This is a genomic window from Thalassoglobus polymorphus (assembly GCF_007744255.1).
GTDB classification, from domain to species: Bacteria; Planctomycetota; Planctomycetia; order Planctomycetales; family Planctomycetaceae; genus Thalassoglobus; species Thalassoglobus polymorphus.
In genome coordinates, this window is record NZ_CP036267.1 from 5,538,238 (window position 1) to 5,555,843 (window position 17,606).

At 51.0% G+C, this 17,606-nt stretch carries 11 protein-coding genes; 2 read left to right on the forward strand and 9 right to left on the reverse strand.

Translation table 11 applies throughout. The annotated features are described in order from the left end of the window. The first annotated feature begins 130 nt into the window (after nucleotides 1–130). A complete protein-coding gene (locus Mal48_RS20065) occupies nucleotides 131–1,597 on the forward strand; it encodes a sulfatase (protein ID WP_231739738.1) in 1,467 nt (488 codons plus the stop codon). A 192-nt stretch (nucleotides 1,598–1,789) separates the two neighbouring features. Then, nucleotides 1,790–2,242: a hypothetical protein gene (locus Mal48_RS20070; protein ID WP_145203927.1), complete on the forward strand. Its 453-nt coding sequence runs from the start codon at nucleotides 1,790–1,792 to the stop codon at nucleotides 2,240–2,242. 271 nt (nucleotides 2,243–2,513) lie between these two features. Here the strand turns inward: Mal48_RS20070 and Mal48_RS20075 are convergent, their stop codons facing one another. The 9 genes from Mal48_RS20075 to Mal48_RS20125 form a co-directional block, all read right to left on the reverse strand. After that, nucleotides 2,514–2,792 carry a (2Fe-2S)-binding protein gene (locus Mal48_RS20075; RefSeq protein WP_145203930.1) on the reverse strand — a complete coding sequence of 93 codons (279 nt, stop codon included), beginning with the start codon at nucleotides 2,790–2,792 and terminating at the stop codon, nucleotides 2,514–2,516. A 65-nt stretch (nucleotides 2,793–2,857) separates the two neighbouring features. Further along, on the reverse strand, nucleotides 2,858–4,861 hold the full coding sequence (locus Mal48_RS20080) for a PDZ domain-containing protein (RefSeq protein WP_145203933.1): 2,004 nt from the start codon (nucleotides 4,859–4,861) through the stop codon (nucleotides 2,858–2,860). A 49-nt stretch (nucleotides 4,862–4,910) separates the two neighbouring features. Next, entirely contained in the window at nucleotides 4,911–5,927 is a 1,017-nt protein-coding gene (locus Mal48_RS20085; RefSeq protein WP_145203936.1) for a S1C family serine protease, read from the reverse strand. After that, the gene (locus Mal48_RS20090) at nucleotides 5,924–7,711 is read right to left on the reverse strand and encodes a S1C family serine protease (protein WP_231739740.1); all 1,788 of its coding nucleotides are present in this window, start codon (nucleotides 7,709–7,711) and stop codon (nucleotides 5,924–5,926) included. Before Mal48_RS20090 ends, Mal48_RS20085 begins: the two co-directional genes overlap by 4 nt. Continuing rightward, on the reverse strand, nucleotides 7,708–8,919 hold the full coding sequence (locus tag Mal48_RS20095; RefSeq protein WP_145203939.1) for an NPCBM/NEW2 domain-containing protein: 1,212 nt from the start codon (nucleotides 8,917–8,919) through the stop codon (nucleotides 7,708–7,710). The genes Mal48_RS20090 and Mal48_RS20095 overlap by 4 nt, the downstream gene beginning before the upstream one ends. A 493-nt stretch (nucleotides 8,920–9,412) precedes the next feature. Then, nucleotides 9,413–10,456, reverse strand: a complete 1,044-nt coding sequence (locus Mal48_RS20100; RefSeq protein ID WP_145203941.1) for a hypothetical protein — start codon at nucleotides 10,454–10,456, stop codon at nucleotides 9,413–9,415. Next, nucleotides 10,453–12,348, reverse strand: a complete 1,896-nt coding sequence (locus Mal48_RS23420; protein ID WP_197441866.1) for a hypothetical protein — start codon at nucleotides 12,346–12,348, stop codon at nucleotides 10,453–10,455. The genes Mal48_RS20100 and Mal48_RS23420 overlap by 4 nt, the downstream gene beginning before the upstream one ends. A gap of 57 nt (nucleotides 12,349–12,405) precedes the next feature. Continuing rightward, nucleotides 12,406–14,790 carry a hypothetical protein gene (locus Mal48_RS20120; RefSeq protein ID WP_145203953.1) on the reverse strand — a complete coding sequence of 795 codons (2,385 nt, stop codon included), beginning with the start codon at nucleotides 14,788–14,790 and terminating at the stop codon, nucleotides 12,406–12,408. A gap of 228 nt (nucleotides 14,791–15,018) precedes the next feature. Continuing rightward, complete coding sequence (locus tag Mal48_RS20125; RefSeq protein ID WP_145203956.1) at nucleotides 15,019–17,463, reverse strand: VWA domain-containing protein; 2,445 nt, start codon at nucleotides 17,461–17,463, stop codon at nucleotides 15,019–15,021. Nucleotides 17,464–17,606 lie beyond the last annotated feature (143 nt).

A 17,606-nucleotide genomic window follows, 5' to 3' on the forward strand; every position in this document is an offset into this window, starting at 1 on the left:
TGCCCGCCAAAACAATATTGCGTCGCGACAACAATGCGGCTTGCTCGCTTGACTCGTCCGGGACAATGGTCCCGGGCTACGTCCCGTTCTTGATTTTCCTTCTTGCTCGACTTTAAAACCGGCAGTCACCATGAGCCGTTTCATACCGACACATTTCTTTTCTTGCTTGTCGCTCATGTCTTGCATCTTGCAGATTGTGTGCCTCTTCACTCTTCAGAGTGTCGCCTCTGCCCGGCAGCCGAATATCACTCAACCGAACATCATTGTGCTGCTGGCAGATGATTTGGGATATGGAGAGCTCGGCTGTCAGGGGAACCCTCAAATTCTGACGCCGCACATTGATTCCATCGCCAAAAACGGAGTCCGCTTCACTCAAGGATATGTGACTGGCCCTAATTGCAGCCCGTCGCGAGCAGGTCTTCTCACAGGAAAAATCCCGACCAGATTCGGATACGAATTCAACCCTATCGGAGCCAGAAACGAAGACCCAGCGATCGGCCTGCCAGGCAAAGAGATCACCCTTGCAGAGATGCTGCACGACGTTGGATACACAACCGCGTTGATCGGGAAATGGCACCAGGGAGGGACAGCTGCCTATCATCCGCAGCGTCATGGATTCGATGAGTTTTTTGGATTCACTCACGAAGGCCACTACTTTGTGCCACCTCCGTATCGCGGGGTGACAACCATGCTCAGAAGAAAGTCTCTGCCAGGAAATCAAAAAGGGCGGTGGACCGGCCGAAATCTCATCTACACAACGCACATGGGGCATAATGAACCTGACTACGATGCCAATAATCCGATTGTGCGCGGTGGGCAACCTGTTGTGGAAAGCGAGTATCTCACGGATGCATTCACGCGCGAAGCTGTCGACTTTATTGACCGGCACTCCGACAAACCGTTTCTTCTCTATCTGGCTTACAACGCTGTCCATAGCCCGTTACAGGGGGCGGACAAGTACATGCAGCAGTTCGAATCGATCGAAGATCCCCATCGCCGCATTTTTGCAGCCATGCTCGCCAACCTCGATGACAGTGTCGGTGCGGTCATGAATCAGGTCGAAAAATCTGGCTTGCAGAAAGAGACACTGATTTTCTTCTTGAGCGACAACGGTGGACCAACACGCGAGTTAACATCAAGCAACTTGCCACTGCGCGGTGAAAAATCGCACATGTACGAGGGAGGGGTACGTGTCCCCATGATGGTGAAGTGGGAAGGGCAGATTCCAAAAGGGAAGACGTACGAGAAGCCGGTCAGCAGTATGGATATTTTTGCCACGTCCGCAAATCTTGCAGGCGCACAAATTCAACATGCGATTGACGGAGTCGACCTGATGCCATACCTGCTCGGCAAGAAAGACTCCGCTCCTCACGAGCAACTCTTCTGGAGGCAAGGTCCGCGTTCGGCACTGCGATACAAAAACTGGAAGCTCGTCAATATGTCTCGAAACGCCAAGAAGCCGAAGTGGGAACTGTATGATCTTGACACTGACCTTCGTGAACAGCACGACTTGGCAGGCGCGAAACCTGATCTCTTGAAATCGCTGATTCACCGATGGGAGCAAATGAACAGACAAATGAGCGAACCGCTGTTTTAACGTACAACTTCAAAAAAGTCCGATGCTCCATTCGACATCAATCCTCTCCGTTCTGATGATTGAGACACCGAAGGGCAATTTTCCAGTACATCCGGCGAATTCATGTCCCTCATTCGCCTGAAGCCTCGCTGCCCTCTATGATTATCAGACAGGCTGAGACCCATTTAATCCTCAAGAGATTTTGCACTGACCATGTCCGACGAAATTCCCCAACAAACAAAATCGAACAGCGGACGTTGGACTGTCGTCGTGATGTTTGGATTCGCCTTTACGATGATCGGCTTACTCTTCGCTTATTGGGAATTCTACACGGCTCCCTTTAGAGAATTGCAGTATGCCATTGCGGATGAATACCCTGAATCCAGCCCACGAGTTGTTGGAGGTCAACACAAAAGCCACAAAGAAGACTTCCCCAAAATCCTCCGTGTCGTGGTTTATGTTCCGCAGGAGGAGTTCAATCCTGAAAAGGAAGTTGAGAAGAGCGAGTCGCGGGCTGCCGATCTTGCCCGCCTGGCATTCAAGCACCAGGACGTTGGAGAGTACGAACAACTGGACATCGTCTTGCTGCAAAAGGTCCCCGAAGGATCACGCAGACGTTGGACGACTTCAAAATCCATCGAAGAGTGGAAGCCGATTCTTCAGTAACCCGAGTTACGTCTTTGGCTGACTTTACGTTTGCGCTTCACGTTTGTGATTGCATCTCGCACGTTCTCACACGAGATAGAGCATCTTTCGAATTGGTTTGCAGGTTCTGCCTCGTGGCGAAAAGCATTTATACTAGAGAAATGCGTTCTTCACAGGCACACGGTAGAGCAAACTGCTCAAAAAACGCTGCTGCCATCAGAGCTACGCTTCAGGAAGCTTCAGTACTGAGTTCTTGATGTGCGTGAGCCACAGATCCAGAGTCCGAGCAGGGTTATGTGCCAGGCCGTGGAGTCCCTTTTCCCTCGGAGATGTACGTCGATCGGCCAGCCGCGTGATCATCCATCGAAAGATCGGCGTCAGCGTCAGTCTGCCCCGCCTCGAACGCTTCGAAGTTTTTTTTCAGGTAGTTCACGCACCAGCCACATCCAGTCCCAGCCCCTCCACATTCAGAAAGCTGACTCGCCCGTCGCGGTTTATGAATGCGCAGGTAGTTTAATATCTTCCGCTTTGTCACATGAAAACAGAAACAGATTGTATCGCCGAGCTCCACGGGTCATTGTCGCTATTAAGAATATGTTGATTTCAAAGAATGATGATCGCACCGAAAAGCAACATCTACAGACGATCCAGCCCGTCCAGCCATTGAACCAGAGCGTTCACGAGATCGAATGAGAATTTTGCTTCTTCTTCGCTATCAATTTGAGCAGTCGGGAATTTTTGTTTTCTCAACAGCTCGACGGATTTCAAAATTTGGTCACGTTGTCGCGTTTCGGGAGCAGCCACAAACGCTGTGAGTAATCGCTGTTCGGGATTGCTATCCGGGGGAGGAAAGCGAAGTGGACCTTCAATAGAAATGAGTCCACGAAACAGGTCCCGATACTTAAAAGCGAGTCGCGTGGCAAACACTCCAGAGTCCTGCGCTCCCATGACTGCTACTCGAGCCGAGTCAATTGCGTAGTTTTCCTGAACCCAATTGACCACATCTTTGGCATACTCCTCATCCGTGGCAGCCCATCCACTCAGGTCTTCAGCACGTGGACCAACAAGAATAATTCCTCGCTCTGTGCAAAGATCTTTCCAGAACTTCAGCACGTCGGCTTCCATCGTTTCGCCCGATGGGTGGACCCACATCAGCAGTCCATACTCAAAATTTGGATTGTAATTTTCCGGAACAAAGACCCAAAAGCTGCGATCACTTCCCGCGAGTTTCTGGTTGGATCTCCCTAACTTGAGTTCCTCGGGAACATCTCCAGGAGGGATATCAGACGGAGGAATGTTTGTAAGTCCATCTCCATCGGGGAACGCTTCCAGTGTGACATTGACCGTTTGAGTTTCTTCTTCACGATCTAAGGTGATCGCGATTTCCTCGCCCTTCTTCCTGGTGGTCAGGATGACGGAAATTTCATCCGGCGTTGAAACCTGTTGTCCATCGATCGACCGAATTCGATCTCCCAATTTCATCCCCGCTGCCTGAGCGGGACTGGAATCGTAAACAAACCTCACGAGAACCCCTTCGTCAGGTGATTCGTCGCTCGCACTTCGTCGAGCTGGTAGAATTCCTATCGAGGTGAATTCGTATGCGAGCAACTCGCCAGCCAATTGAATCTCTCTCTCGATTGTTTCATCGCCTCGCTTAACAATCAGAGAAATTTTTTCTCCGGCATAGCGATTACCCAGTTTTTGACGCAGGTCGACGAGCCGATTGACCGGATGTTCGTCGATTTCAATCACGACATCGTCAACTTTCAAACCTGCTTGATCTGCGGGGGACTGTGGTCGTACGCGAAGAATTTTCGCTTCCCCGGTGAGTGGGCCCTGAGCTTCAAACCCGACTCCCAACAGTCCAGACTGTAAATCTTCACCAGCTTTCATTCGATCAAGAACACGCTGAATATCTTCGAGCGGAATCGCGAATCCAATTCCGGAATCGTACCATTCCACACCAGCTGTCTCGCCTGCTTGCTGCGGTGAAAGTGGGACAAGAATTCCCATGCACTGTCCAGTCAAATCGATCAACGGGCCGCCATAATTGACGGGCGAAGTTTTTGCATCCGTTTGAATGGCCTTTCCATTGACTCGATTCAATGCACTGACAATCCCAATTGAGATATTGGGAAATTCCACATTGAACGTGCGGCCCAGTGCAATGGCACGTTGCCCCACTTTTAGTTCTCCCTTGGGAGAAACCGAGATCGGCTTCAAACCGGACGCTTCAACTTTCAGCAATGTCAGCATTTTGGATTGATCGCTCGCGACAATTTCCGCGGCGTATTTCTTCTCTTCGTCCTGCTCGATCAACGTGACGAGAACACTCGCAGGATCTGAGACAAAATTGAAGCTGCTGGTAATGATGTAACCATCGTCACTCACAATGACGCCGGTCGTCGGCCCGGTCCCTGTCAGCACATCGCCAACAAGGTCCTGTCCCCCTACGGTTTCGATTCGAACAATCGAAGGACTTGCAAACGCCGTCGCCTGCTGAATCGCTTGTTGTTCCTGGGTGAACAATGGCTGCGCCTGAAGCATTGATGACGTATTCATCACTGCGAAGGCAACCAGGAAGAGACTGACTGTCCGGGGGGAAGTCTGGTTGAGTTCTGTTTTCATAATTCGCAACATGATTTCACTCTGCCAAAGCCGCTGCCTCACGATTAAAGAAACAGCTCTGCTACTTGCGCGGGACAACAAACTGGACCGTAATCAAGTCGTCTCCACGACGAACAATAAGTTGCAGGTCATCCCCGGGGATCAGCTGATCCAGAATTTCGTTGAATGTTCGAATCGACTGAACAAGCTCCCCATTCGCGAAGACAATTAAATCGTCAGGCCTCAGACCAAACTCTTCCGCTTTCGATTTTTCTATCACCTTATCCAGAAACGCAGGTGTTCGTGCGACAACGTCTGGGACCAGAACAAAACCGAAATCGATAGACTGATAGTCGCTCTCACTCGGTTCACCTCCTGCAGCGAGAAGGTCGTCTCTGCGGCTGAATCGGCCAGCGATAATATCCTCAATCGACTGTTTCAGAACGGGAAACGGGATCGCATAATTAAGCCAGGTATTGTTGTTTCCCTTGAGTTCCCGCCCGAGCATACCGAGCAATCGGCCATCCATCGTCGTTAGCACGCCACCCGCTGCCCCCGGATTATTGGTCACGGCATCGACAAGATAAACTTCACCATCGTAGGGAACTTTATAGCGTCCGCGACGTGCAGCGAGTTCTGTTTTTGCAGAGACAACACCTTGCATCACAGTCACTGGCTCATCGCCTGTGGCAACTTTGAAGACATTGCTGAACGCAAGAATCGGTGTTCCCGGACCAACTTGGACAGAAGAACCGATATCGAAAAAAGGTAACTCCTCGGCGTCAATTTTCAGGATGGCGATATCTTTTTGAGAGTCCGTTCCAATCACCCGTCCGTAGAATCGGCGACCATCATTGAGGACGACAGCGACGGCGTCTGAATCGAGAAGGTGATTCCAAACGGTCGCAATGTGACCGTCTGGGGAGACGAGAATTCCAGTCCCGTAATTGGCGAGGTTCTTCAATCCGCCAGCACCAAAAATCTTCACAACTTTCGGCTGAACAGATTCAATTGCCTCGGAAGCGGATTGTGCTTTGACAAGTTCACAATTCAGCAAACAGGAAACGAAAAATGCGTAAATCATGAATCGAGTCATCATGGTGAGCCTTTCGAGTCGGGGTCAAGAAACTTCAGCGAAGTGACATCCAACTCGCCCCAAAGTTGCCCCCCCGAGCGGACCGTCAATCGTGAGGGAAATTTGACACCATCGAGATCCCGCATTTCCCCGAAACGGATTTTGCAAGAATCATGCTCTTCGTCAATCACTGTATCGACTCCGATGAGCGCTCCACTCTCTTGTTGAAAATACCAACGTGAAATCAGTAAACCCTTCGTGGTCACGAGGACATCCACTCGCTCTCCCTGACCATCTAAAGGCTCGCTTCCAACGTAGTAGAACTCTGTGAAGTAATCTTTTGGGTCAATCAACAATTGTTTCAACTGCTCCAGAGAGGCCAGCAATCCTCCGGAATCCATCGGCTCTGCGGTGAATTCCCCACCCAGTTCCAGGACAGCGAACCCCTGTTCAAACTTGGCTGCGATTGCTTCAGGCTGCATCCGAATTTGCAGCGGAGCCCCATCTTTGAATGTTGCATCGAGCGCCCACATGCGAGGCTTCGAACTGAAGTCGCCCCATCGTTGAATCGTTTCGAGAAATCGATCTTGTGCGATTTGATTGAAGTAGTAGTTTGCGTACCCGTTCTTTTCTTCGTAGAGCTTCAAATATTCCTTGGGAATATCCGGCTCTTTCTTCTTTCCCATGTGAGGAATTGGAATCGGGATTTTCGGTTTCTCTTTTTCATCTGGCTCAGGCGCGCTTGGTGTTGGTCCCCCTGCAAGCTCTGCACGACGGTGTAAACCGGCGAGCTGCACGACGATGTCGAACCGTTCTCCGTCTCGTTGAAAAGAGAGAGGAACCTGCCAGTTCTTCGGGTAGATTCCCAAGATATTTTTGTATTGATTCACACTCCGGACAGGACGACCTGCGAAAGAAATCAGTTCATCGCCTTGACGGAGCCCACGTCGGTACGCTTCCGATGTTTCCAAAATGTTTGAGACGACGACAGCTCCATCCGACGTACTGGTGACGGTTGCCCCAAGTGTGGCATGGTCAACGATGCGACCACTTTTGAGATGATCGAGAAAGTGCATCACCTGATTGATGGAAATAGAATAGCCAGCTCCAACGTTCACCTTGCCACGTTTTTCAACGGAAATCCGCCCGTTAATTCCGATCACTTCGCCATTGATATTAAACAACGGACCGCCTGAATTCCCGGCGTTGATCGATGTGTCGACCTGAATACAATCGGTGTACTCCAGAAACGTCCCAGCTGGATATTGATAACGATGCGTTCCGCTGACCATTCCGTAGGTGACTGTCGGTTGAAAATCATCCGCGAGCAGGAACGGGTTTCCCATTGCGAAAGTCCAGTCTCCCATTTTGACGGTATCGCTATCGCCGATTTCAGCATGAGGGAAATCGTCACGACCGAGGAGCTTCACAACCGCGACATCCCCCGTCGGATCAATCCCGACCAGAACAGCATCGTACAGGCGACCGTCATTCAGGCCACACTTCATAAACCCACCGAGACCTTGCACCACGTGAAAATTCGTGACTGCGAAGCCATCGGAAGAAATCAAAACACCGGAACCGCCCCCTTGCCCTCCGGGAGCAAAGATCGCCACAACGCTGCTTGCAACACGTTCGACAGTTTCAATCCGATGCTGTTGTGCCTGAAGCACAGCTTCTGGAACGACGACAGACGTTTGCGAGAACACACTTGTCTGTGTCATCAAAAAGAAGATCACCACAGGCATCCAGCGGGATGCGCGAAGGTGCATCGCAGGTTTTAGAAATTGATTATGCTTGCTTGTCACTTGATCACCTGGGCATCACCGAGAGCAAAGTGTTCGAGAATTCCTTTTCCGACCCCCAATGATTCTACGCGAATGATTAATTCACGAACATTGGATAAGTTTAAATTGATCTTCTCCGGTGGGGTGTCCCAGGAAAATTCCTTCGCATACAACTCTTCTGAATCGCCCTCGAAGACCAACTTGACCTTCGGATTGAATCGTGGCATTTTCCCAACGTGCGTTTGGTCAAACCCTGCAACTGTCCGAAGCTCGGTGAATTGCCGGTTCAAACGGAAACGTACCACCGCCCCCGAGTGCATCCACAATCCCCGTTGATACTGCTTCCCGTCGATCAACAGTGGACGTCGTCCTCCTGAGCCAGCTGGGAAGTTTAGAGCTGTAAACCAGACGACTGGGAATTCGCTATTTGGAGAGACAGACGTAGAGTCGTCAAAGGGAAGGTCTGCGAGATATCGAATCCTTCCGCCACCAAAATCGATCTCCCGTATTTTCGAGAGATCGAGCTCCAGATTGATTCCACTGACGAGCGAGACTGCTAACGTTGACTCTTTTAAAGTGATCGACTTCGCTTTGAGTTCGTCTCCTCCTGTTGTACGCAACAGCCCGACTCCCGGAGTCTCATTCGCTGATCGATTCGCGAAGACAACCGCGAAAATTCGATCCACTGGAGCTTTCAGCTCGCGGCCTCGCACGTTGATGGTGACACCTTTGTCAGTGAGATCGCTCACTGAACCGGCAACGTAGTCGAGCACATCCCCTTTTCGAAACACTAGAAGATCATCTCGAGCCCCTCGAGATTGCAGGTCTGTCCAGCTTTCCTGAACTTTCTCGTCGACCGCTCCCCAGCGAATGTCCCGAATCGCACTGACTGGGACGGTCGTCGCTCCATAGCCAACGGTTTCCAATTCTGCCTGCTTTTCTTTGAAGATGACCGTTTCAAAGGTGAGCAGCGACTGATCACTCAGGCGGACAACTTTCTTCGCAGCTTTGCCTTCCGTCGGTGTCTCATTGATTTGTGCATCGTTGAAACGGAGCAGCATCAGCTGATCGACCGGGAGTGTCTTGTCTTGTGCTTCCGTCTGCACGACCACTTGAGCGGAATCCAGCTTCGCCAGTTCACCAACGGTTGACTGACCATCAAGTGTTGTGACGGTGACGGGTGTTCCCGATAGCGTCGCCACCAACAGCAACTGTAATGCAGCATCCAAACTTGCACCTCTCGCGACGAAATCTGTGACCGAAAGCGATTTGCTCTTCAGCCTGTTCAGAATGAACAAAAATTGAACGTGCCAATTCGTATGAACATGCACGAAATGGCGCCGATGATTATAGGAAACAGAATCCCGAAAGTCGCGAGAATGTCCCAGATTTCGAAAAGACGTTACAGAGTTTCGGGAATTGTGGTCCCCAGCCACTCAGGCGCACGGCAGTATTTCCCTGTGTGTGCAGTGCTGCACTCCCGTTTCCTCCGCACTTGCACGCATTCCCTGTTCAACGCAATGCCCCTGCAATCGAGCACTTTCGTGTAGCAACTTCATCTTGAGATCAAGCTGTGTGTGAAGAAAAGGATCCAGACCGATCCGGCCAGAGCATGTTCACAGAGGTCGACAGTGCCTCTTTAATCCTCCCGGTGACTTACCGGGGCCGCTATCGACACTGAAAGTCCAATACGAAAGATGCTCAGCGACCTGTCAACCACCCCTATTTCGGGGCGGGGCGATCGGCGAGTTTCTTGAGGTACTCTTCAACCGCTTGTCGGTAGTGAGAGGGGAACTGTCGGTCGAGCATATTCTTGGCAGCTTCACGAGCCTTGGGGGGAAGGTCGCCCCAGTTGTCTTTGTTCCCGATATCTTTTTTATCGGTGAGGCCTTCCCCTTTAATTCCGCCGAGATAGGTATCACTCGCCCCTTGATCGGGGGCGGACGATCCGCCACCACTTCCGCCAGCCTGGGCCTGCTGTTGCTGCTCTTCCAGCTTTTTGATCAGTTCATCGAGCGTCTCAACGATTTTGTTTTCGACTTCCTGAACGCCTTCATCTGTTTTACTGAGGTCAAGTCGCCGCTGAACATCCTTCATTTGCCGAGCCACTTCGCCGAGCGATTTCTCTTTCACACCTTCAAGATCCTGAAGCATCAACTCACCCAGCTTCTGATATCGGATCGGCAGATTTTCCGTTCGATTCAGCAAGGCGTCCAATGATTCCAATCCGTCCTCACGCATCAACAAATGATGTTCGCAAACCGATTGATAAAACAGGCAGCCAGCAGGATCGACGACATAGCTGGGATCGATGGTGTGAAACAATTCGGCAGCTTCGTTGTAGGCTGTCAGCATCGACAAATGCCGTGCCAGGAAGTATTTGACGTTGTGGCCCAGTAACGGTTCAGTCGCTGTCCGTTCAGCAGTCGGTGCCTTGAGTTGAAGGACTTCAGGACCGTAGCGCAAGTCGCGACATTGATCGACCAAAGCACGGACATCGTCGTCCGCCAGATAAAGCGTCCGCATCAGGGCATCGAAAAGCTCTTCGGCCTGGGGGTCGCTTTCAAATTTCAAAAACGGCTCGACGGCATCAACAACGGGAGACTGGCCTAACCCTTTGAAGGCCAACCACTCCTCGACGGAGAGACGAAGTTCTTCCTGCGACGGGGCTGAGTAGACCTCTTCATTGGCGAAGAGAGAATCGCTCCGTCCGCCAGCGACCACGAGGGTAATCATCAATGAGGTAATGGGTAATGTACTTCTCACTTATTTCTCCCGACGGAAAGGTCGTAAGTCGCTTCCTGAATCCGTTTTTGTCGTTGAGCGATATCATTAATGAGCGCTTGCTGATCCGCATCAATTTCTGACAGACTCCCGATTTCAGTCCCAAGCTGCTGAGTAATTCGGTTCACCTGCAATTGCAGCGAGCGAATCATTTTGAGCTCTGCAATTTGATTGACCAACCCGGGATCCTGGGGCTCCCCCTGTTGCTGCTGGCCTTGTTGCTGTTTTTTCTCTTCCTGATCTTTCAATTCCTGCTGAAACGCTTCAATCATTTCTTCGAGAGTTTCAACGACGAGTGTTTCAACGAGTTGTGTTGTCTTTCCGGTGTCCTGTGCTCCCAACCGGTTGATGACCACTCGCATGTTCTTGTTCATCTGTTCGACAGCTTCCGGGAAGGCAACTGACGAGCCTTCTTCACGCAATAAATTGAGAGCTTTCCCAGCATCCATCAAGTTCTCTTCCTGGTCTTTCCGAATCTCGTTCGTTTTGGAAGCGTATCCCTGCTGTGCTCTTGAGTCTTTCTCGATTGTGTCGAGACGTTTGGTTTCCGAATTGATTTGTAATTGCCGACGCAACATATTCTGGAAGCGTGCTTCGAGGAGTGTCAGGTAGCTTTCCTTCTCCTCTTCGCGCAACTGCCGCAAAATTTCTTCGAGCTCGGCTTTCAACTGTTCCAAGCTGGCGATACTGGCATCTTGATCCTTCACTGCCTCATCGTTTTTCTTCTTGAGGAGTTCTTCGATCGCCTTTTCCATTTGCTTGCGGGCCTGTTCCAGTTGCTCTCGCCCGGGAGTTTTCTCTTGCTCTTGCTGCTGTTGAGACTGCTGGTCTTGTTGTGGTTGCTGCCCCTGTTGTGGCTGCTGTCCCTGCTGTGGTTGCTGGCCTTGCTGTGGTTGCTGGCCTTGCTGAGATTGCTCACCTTTTGATTTCTCGCCCTGTTGAGACGGACTCTCCTGAGACTTTTCTCCACTCTCGGACTTTTCACCGCTTTCTGATTTCTCTCCGCTCTTTGATTCTTCGCCCGACTTGGAAGGTTCACCTTGTTGTGATTCTTCTCCAGCCTTCTCCGGCATCTTCCCGTCAGAAGACTCTTTCCCTTCTTCCTTCTTCTCGCCAGACGATTTCTCAGAGTCACCCTGTTTCTCTTTTGAATCTCCCTCACTGGAAGACTCAGCCCCCTGCTGATCGGACCCCTGCTGATCGGAGTTATTTTCATTCCGTTCGGCGTCGTGCCGATCAATCTCGTCAGCGAGTTCCTTTGCTTTGTCGGCAATTTTCTGCTGAGCGTTTTTCAGTTGCTCCGAATCCCGGTTTCGAAGTGTTTCAGCGCGAACATCTTTTTCGCCCGCGATCAGCCGATTCGTCTTCTTGAGATACTCTTCGACCCGTTTCATCTCCTCAGCGAGTCGTTGACGTTCATCTAACGACCGCAACAGCTTAAGAATTGAATCCATTCGCGCAATCAACTCATCCTGACGGTCAACAGCTGGCCCGTATTGTGCGGTCTTTTTCTCATCGCCATCGCTGGTTCGAAGAAGTTCCGCGATAACTTCCATGTCAGCGAGCAGGTTCTCTTCCTGCGATTTGCTGCGGGCGCGATAAAGAACTTCCGCCTGCTCGGGATCTTTGCGACGCATTTGCTCCGCAACATCGTACAGAGACTTTTCGAAGCGTTCGTAATCTCGAAAGATCTGCTTTTGCAGATTGTTGAGATCAACGTCCTGTGTGGCTTCCGCCGATTCGGTAGCATCCGGAGAGGCAGCGGGCGTGGCTGGGGAATCATCGCTGAGACCGGGTGCTGTTTGGGCATTGCTGCTGTTCAACGAACCGGCCACCGTCATCATGCAAACGAGGCAGATGTACAGATTCCGCATACTTGACTCCTCATTCTTTTATCGTCATTGAGGATGAATACTGATGAATCATCCCGATCATTCTTCGAAATCAAAGAAAAAATTCTCCTCAATCCGCTTCTCTTCCGTCAATTTCTTCAATCTCAGCTGCTCGTCACGAAGTCGCTGAATCGTTTGAATCAGGTCATTCATTGTACCGCGATCCTGCATTTCCTCCAAGATGCGATCCATTTGTTCAATCAAAGCGTCCACTGCCGGAACGGTTTCCCGAAGTGCCTCATCAAACCCGGCTCCTCGCTGCAAACTGAGTCTCTGTAACGCATAACGTTGGTCCGCCTCGACAAACAACGTCTCATTCAGAACCCCTAATGGAGCAATCACTCCGTTGTCGATGCGATCAAGTTTGTCTTTCGTATCGATCCCGTTATTGACCATTTCTTCTCGTAAACTCTGAAACGAGACTTCAATCGACCGAGATTCTGTTTGATTCTTCCGCAATTGATGCAAACTTCGCTCGACAAAGGCTGAAAGAATTGACTCTTCGACTTGAACGTTCTCCGCGAGATTTGTTTGCTGCTCTGCCAGCAGGTCGCGCAGGTCTCCAGCCTCGGAGCGAATCTGTTCGAACCGCAATCGCAAGTTGACTTCTCTGTCAAAGAGTCGTGCTTGAAGCTCTTCGTCCGTGACAACCTTGAAGGAGAAAATTTCTCCATGCGCGACATGTGGACCATTGAAGTCGTCCGCATCTTGTGCATAAATCGCGAGTGTCAGCGTTTCGCCCTCTTGTAGTTTTAAGGGGCGCAAATTGAATCGTTCAACATCTTTATCCGCTGCATCGTTGAGCGTGAACTCTTTTTGCCCACTCGGAAGCTGATTGAGAGGAAGGGTTTGCTCCTCCATGTTGCTGCCGACTTTGAAGCCAAACCAGGCACTTGCAACTCCATAATCGTCAGAGAGTTGCCCCTCCACTGGAATACTTGCATTGCGGGTAATCAGCGAACCGACTCCTGTCCGTTTCGTGTCAACCACTGGAGGCTCATCGACGATTCCGTTCACGAGTAACGAGGCCGGTTCCGGGCTGTAAATTTCGTCGTTGTCTTCGAGGAAGATTTTTAAAGCGGAGTCGGGTGGAATCGGAATCGGCAGTTCAATTCGATCACCAAGCTCTTCCCACTGCTGTTCGGCTTTGGATGAAATCACAAAGGGAATTTGAAATCCGCTCCGATCTTCGCTGAGCAAACTTTCCGGAGAAGCATCCACTTCGACAGTTCGCAAAATCTGGTTTTCTTCATTCCGAAGAGTAAACGTTGTTGGCTTAGGAACTTCGTCGCCATCGACCAGCCGATACCCGAAGGAAAACTGAAATCGGCTACTGCGAAGATCGACCGCTCGCAGCGGCTTATTGCAACGCCCCTGCAACTCAAACTCTGTTTCCATTGGCAGAGAGACCTGAGTGCCGACCACGGAGACCGGCTTGTCTTCCATGACATCCATCCCGGTGTAAGAAGGATAGTCACACATGAGCGTAATCGCATCGACTTGAGGCGGGTCGACAATCTGGATTCGGTACGGAGTTCGATTCACAAAATCACCCCCTCGAATCCATAACCGATAATCATTCACGACGCGAGAAAATGAGTGGCGGAATTCCCCATCGCCGAAGCGATTCATATTCGCGCGGCCACGTTCGGTCGCGTTGCCTTCGAATGAAATATATTGAATCGTCACGTCTTCCGGAGCGATGGCTGCGTCATCGCTTTCGACGAGGAGTTGCAAGTCCGCACCTCGGGGATGTTTATAAGTCCGATTCTCATCAAACTCTCTCACACGTTCCCCCGGTTGGCTGAGCACCTTCAACGCTAAAGCCTGCTGGCGATACGGGTCCCAGTAATTATCTTTCGTCAAAATGTACGCATGCACCCAACGTTGCACGCCAGCAGCGTTCGCGACACCAAAAACGGCCAGCGTGCTGAAGAGAACCGTCGCGATGAGAGCAATTCGTTTCAGAGGGGTTCGATCAAACGTCTCTTCCAATGGAAGCTTCGATATCTTTTCGGCAGCCTCGCGGCTGGTTTGCTCCACCATTTGGGATGTCAGCGGTGAGGTCGCTTCATGTTCGAACTCAACTGTCGTAATGAGCTGATCTCGGAGTTGTGGGAATCTCCGCTCGAGCGCTAATGCCAGATCTTTGAGCTGAAAGTGTTTGAAGAGTCGAAAAACAACCCATGAAACGCCGAGACCAACAAGTCCCCCCACCATCACGATCAGACAGATGAGTCGAAACGATGTCGGCAACTCAAGGCGAGAAAACCAGAAATATGCGACATCAACAAGAAAGGTCACCCAGAACATCGTCGCAGCCACAGCCACAAAGACGGCAACCCCTTCCATCAGAATGTAGCGGCGAATCCAGCGACGAAACTGTTTCAAGACACTCTGGATTTCGTTGGGAATCTGGCTCATTATTTCTTTCATCGCATATCAGAGCATTTCAATACTGGTCGTGCCTTTGAAGCTCACTTTCGTGACTTCATAGACTGCTCGCCACAAGGCAGAACGTAAAGACCAATCTTGGATTTGCTCCAGCCGGAGACTTGAAGTCGCCGGCGAAACGATTTGGTTTTTCCTGGATCGAATCTCGCTATCGCTTCGTCTGAATTCTTTATTCGAACAAAACTTAATGTCTGAATTTCACGCAAGTTTCAATAATTTTCGTGTCAACCATTCCGCCGAGACCAGCAGCACCATCAGAAACATCAGGAACTTGCGGTCCCAGAGTTCTTCGATCTTCTGGTCAATGGTCACTGACTCTCCTTTGTTTGGCAGCAGTTTCGGAACCGCAGCCGCAGCCTCTTCCAAACTGACGTACTCACCGCCGGTCCCTTCAACGAGCCTGCGAAGTTGTTCGACTTCCTGAACCAGCGACGCCGCTTCCTGTCGCGGAAATTGAACTTCAATATTCTGCTGAATTTGGTCACTCGATTCGGGAACCTGATACTCAAAACGATATGCACCTGCGACGAGAGGTCGATAGTCACCTACGAATTCCTCTGGCCTGAGGGGATCACGAACAAGGATCGGTCCCGGAAGGATTGGACTCCCATTCGGGCCATAAAGTTCCAGGGAAATTTCCTCTGAAACCAAAGGTTCAAACTGCGGAGTCACTGAACGAACACGCAACGGGACGGTTTGCCCAAGTTCGAATTCTGTTCCATCGAGAATAAACAAACTGCGCTGCAGCCCTCGTTTCGAACGACCTTCAGCTGCTTTTCGAACCGACTTGATCCAAAACCGTTCGTAATAGCTTTCATCAACTGACCGCAATCGCCACATCTCCGGACTACCAAGGTAGACGACTTGTCCTTGCCCAAATCGCTGGGCTGCCAGCAACACCGGTTGGCCTCCCGGTCCTCTCGACAGTGGGTCGGTGAATTCGGCAAAGATGGTCGTTCCCGCTTTGGCTCCGCGCGTCGGATAGGTTCGATACACACCGGGGAACTGTGACCAGGCAGATTCGTCTCCTGTTTCTGCCAGCTTTAAGAATTCGGCGACTTCCCCGTCCTGAGTGAAGCCAAGCGGAAAAGCGGTCGAAGCGGCATCGCGGTTACCCAGACGCAAGCTGACTTCTTCCAGAAGTACGGGATAGAGTCGTTTAATTTTTTCGAACTCCTCGCTCGCTGCCAGTTGAGGCGTATTCACATCCCCCGCGACAACGAACAATCCGCCACCTTCATTAGAAATCCAGTCTGTCAGCAAGCCTCGTTGTTCTTCACTCACCTGTGACCAATCAACATCAAACGCGATGATGGCATCGTATTCGTACAGCGACTCGCGGTCTTCAGGAAAACGGAACAGCAACCGGTTTGATTCCTGGCTAATCCCGACCGATCCCGTTTGCAGCCAGACGTCAGTCAATATTGAAGGATGTCGATAAAGTGCCGTTTTCGCGAAACGGTAATCCCGCATCGGCCCTCCCGCGATCAGTAACACTTTTAAGGGGCGATCAAAAATGTTGACGGACCGGCTAAGTTGATTGTCTTCCTGGCGTGTCTCGTTTCCCCCGCTCAAACTGGCGCGAACCGTAAACTGATACTCTCCGCCATCGCTGGGCTTGAGATCAAACAGAACTTCGGTCGGTGCCCCGTCTTCAGAGATTGTCCGCGTTTCTGTCAGAACAACAATCGGCTCGGGATCATTCGGTCCTTTTTGAAGCAGGTCGACTTGCACAGACTTCCCAACAACACCCTGTCCTCGCAAAATCGCCGAGAGTTCGAAGGCGTCTCCCTTTTGAACATCGGTCGGCGCGATCAGCCGCGCAACTTCCAGGTTCTGAGGAGGCTCAGTGCTGCCGACTCCAACGGAAACCAGCCGCACACCGTATTCCGCCGCTCTGTCACGAGCAGCGGAAATATCGCGACCGGCGTTCGTCGCACCGTCTGAAATGACCACAATTCCCGAGAGCGTCGATGTTTTTGCTTCAACAAGCAGTTTGTCCAGACTGTCTCCGAGGCGGGTTAAATGTCCATCCGTCTTCAAAATTTCATCCCAGACGATCTTTTCCTCTTGAGAAGAATCGTCCCCACTCGTTTCATCAGTCTGCTGTGTATTCGGCTGAGCCCCACCTGCTGGACTGGCATTAGTAGGGAATCGAGCTTTCAACTGGCTGAGATCATCGCTGAATGTGAATAGATCGACGCTATGGTCGGCTCGCAGCCTTTCAAGCAATGGAGACTGGCCAAGCAATTCCAGAATCGCCTCCGACCGGGTTGGAACACTCTCGACTCCAGCAGAGCGTGGGTCTCGAACCGGTTGCTGCATCGAAGTGGAAGTATCAACAAGAAAGATGACTCGCGAAGGCCGATACGTATCTGTTTGGGTCCGCTCATGGGGATTGAGTGCCATGATCAGCCCCAGCGTCAGAAACGCAAGACGCAGAGCCGTCAACAGGATCGTCCAGCCGCGACTGAACTGTTTCGTATCACGAAAGACAAAGTAAAGCGTCGTTCCGATCGCCAACAGCAAAAGAACGATTGGCAACCAATCCGTCCAGAAATAGGGCCAGTCAAATTCAATACTGGATGACGTCCCGGACGGAGTCGCTGAAGTGCTCGATTGTGCAAGAATTGAGTTCAACACGCGATCCGATTCATTTGATTGAGAAACATGGGGATTGATCCGTCATCCCGTACTGTTAAGTTGTTGTAAATTGTAGCAGGAGATGTACCGCTCGTCGAAACAAGAATGAGTTCACCCCTCTGTTTCGCCAGACCGTCGAACTG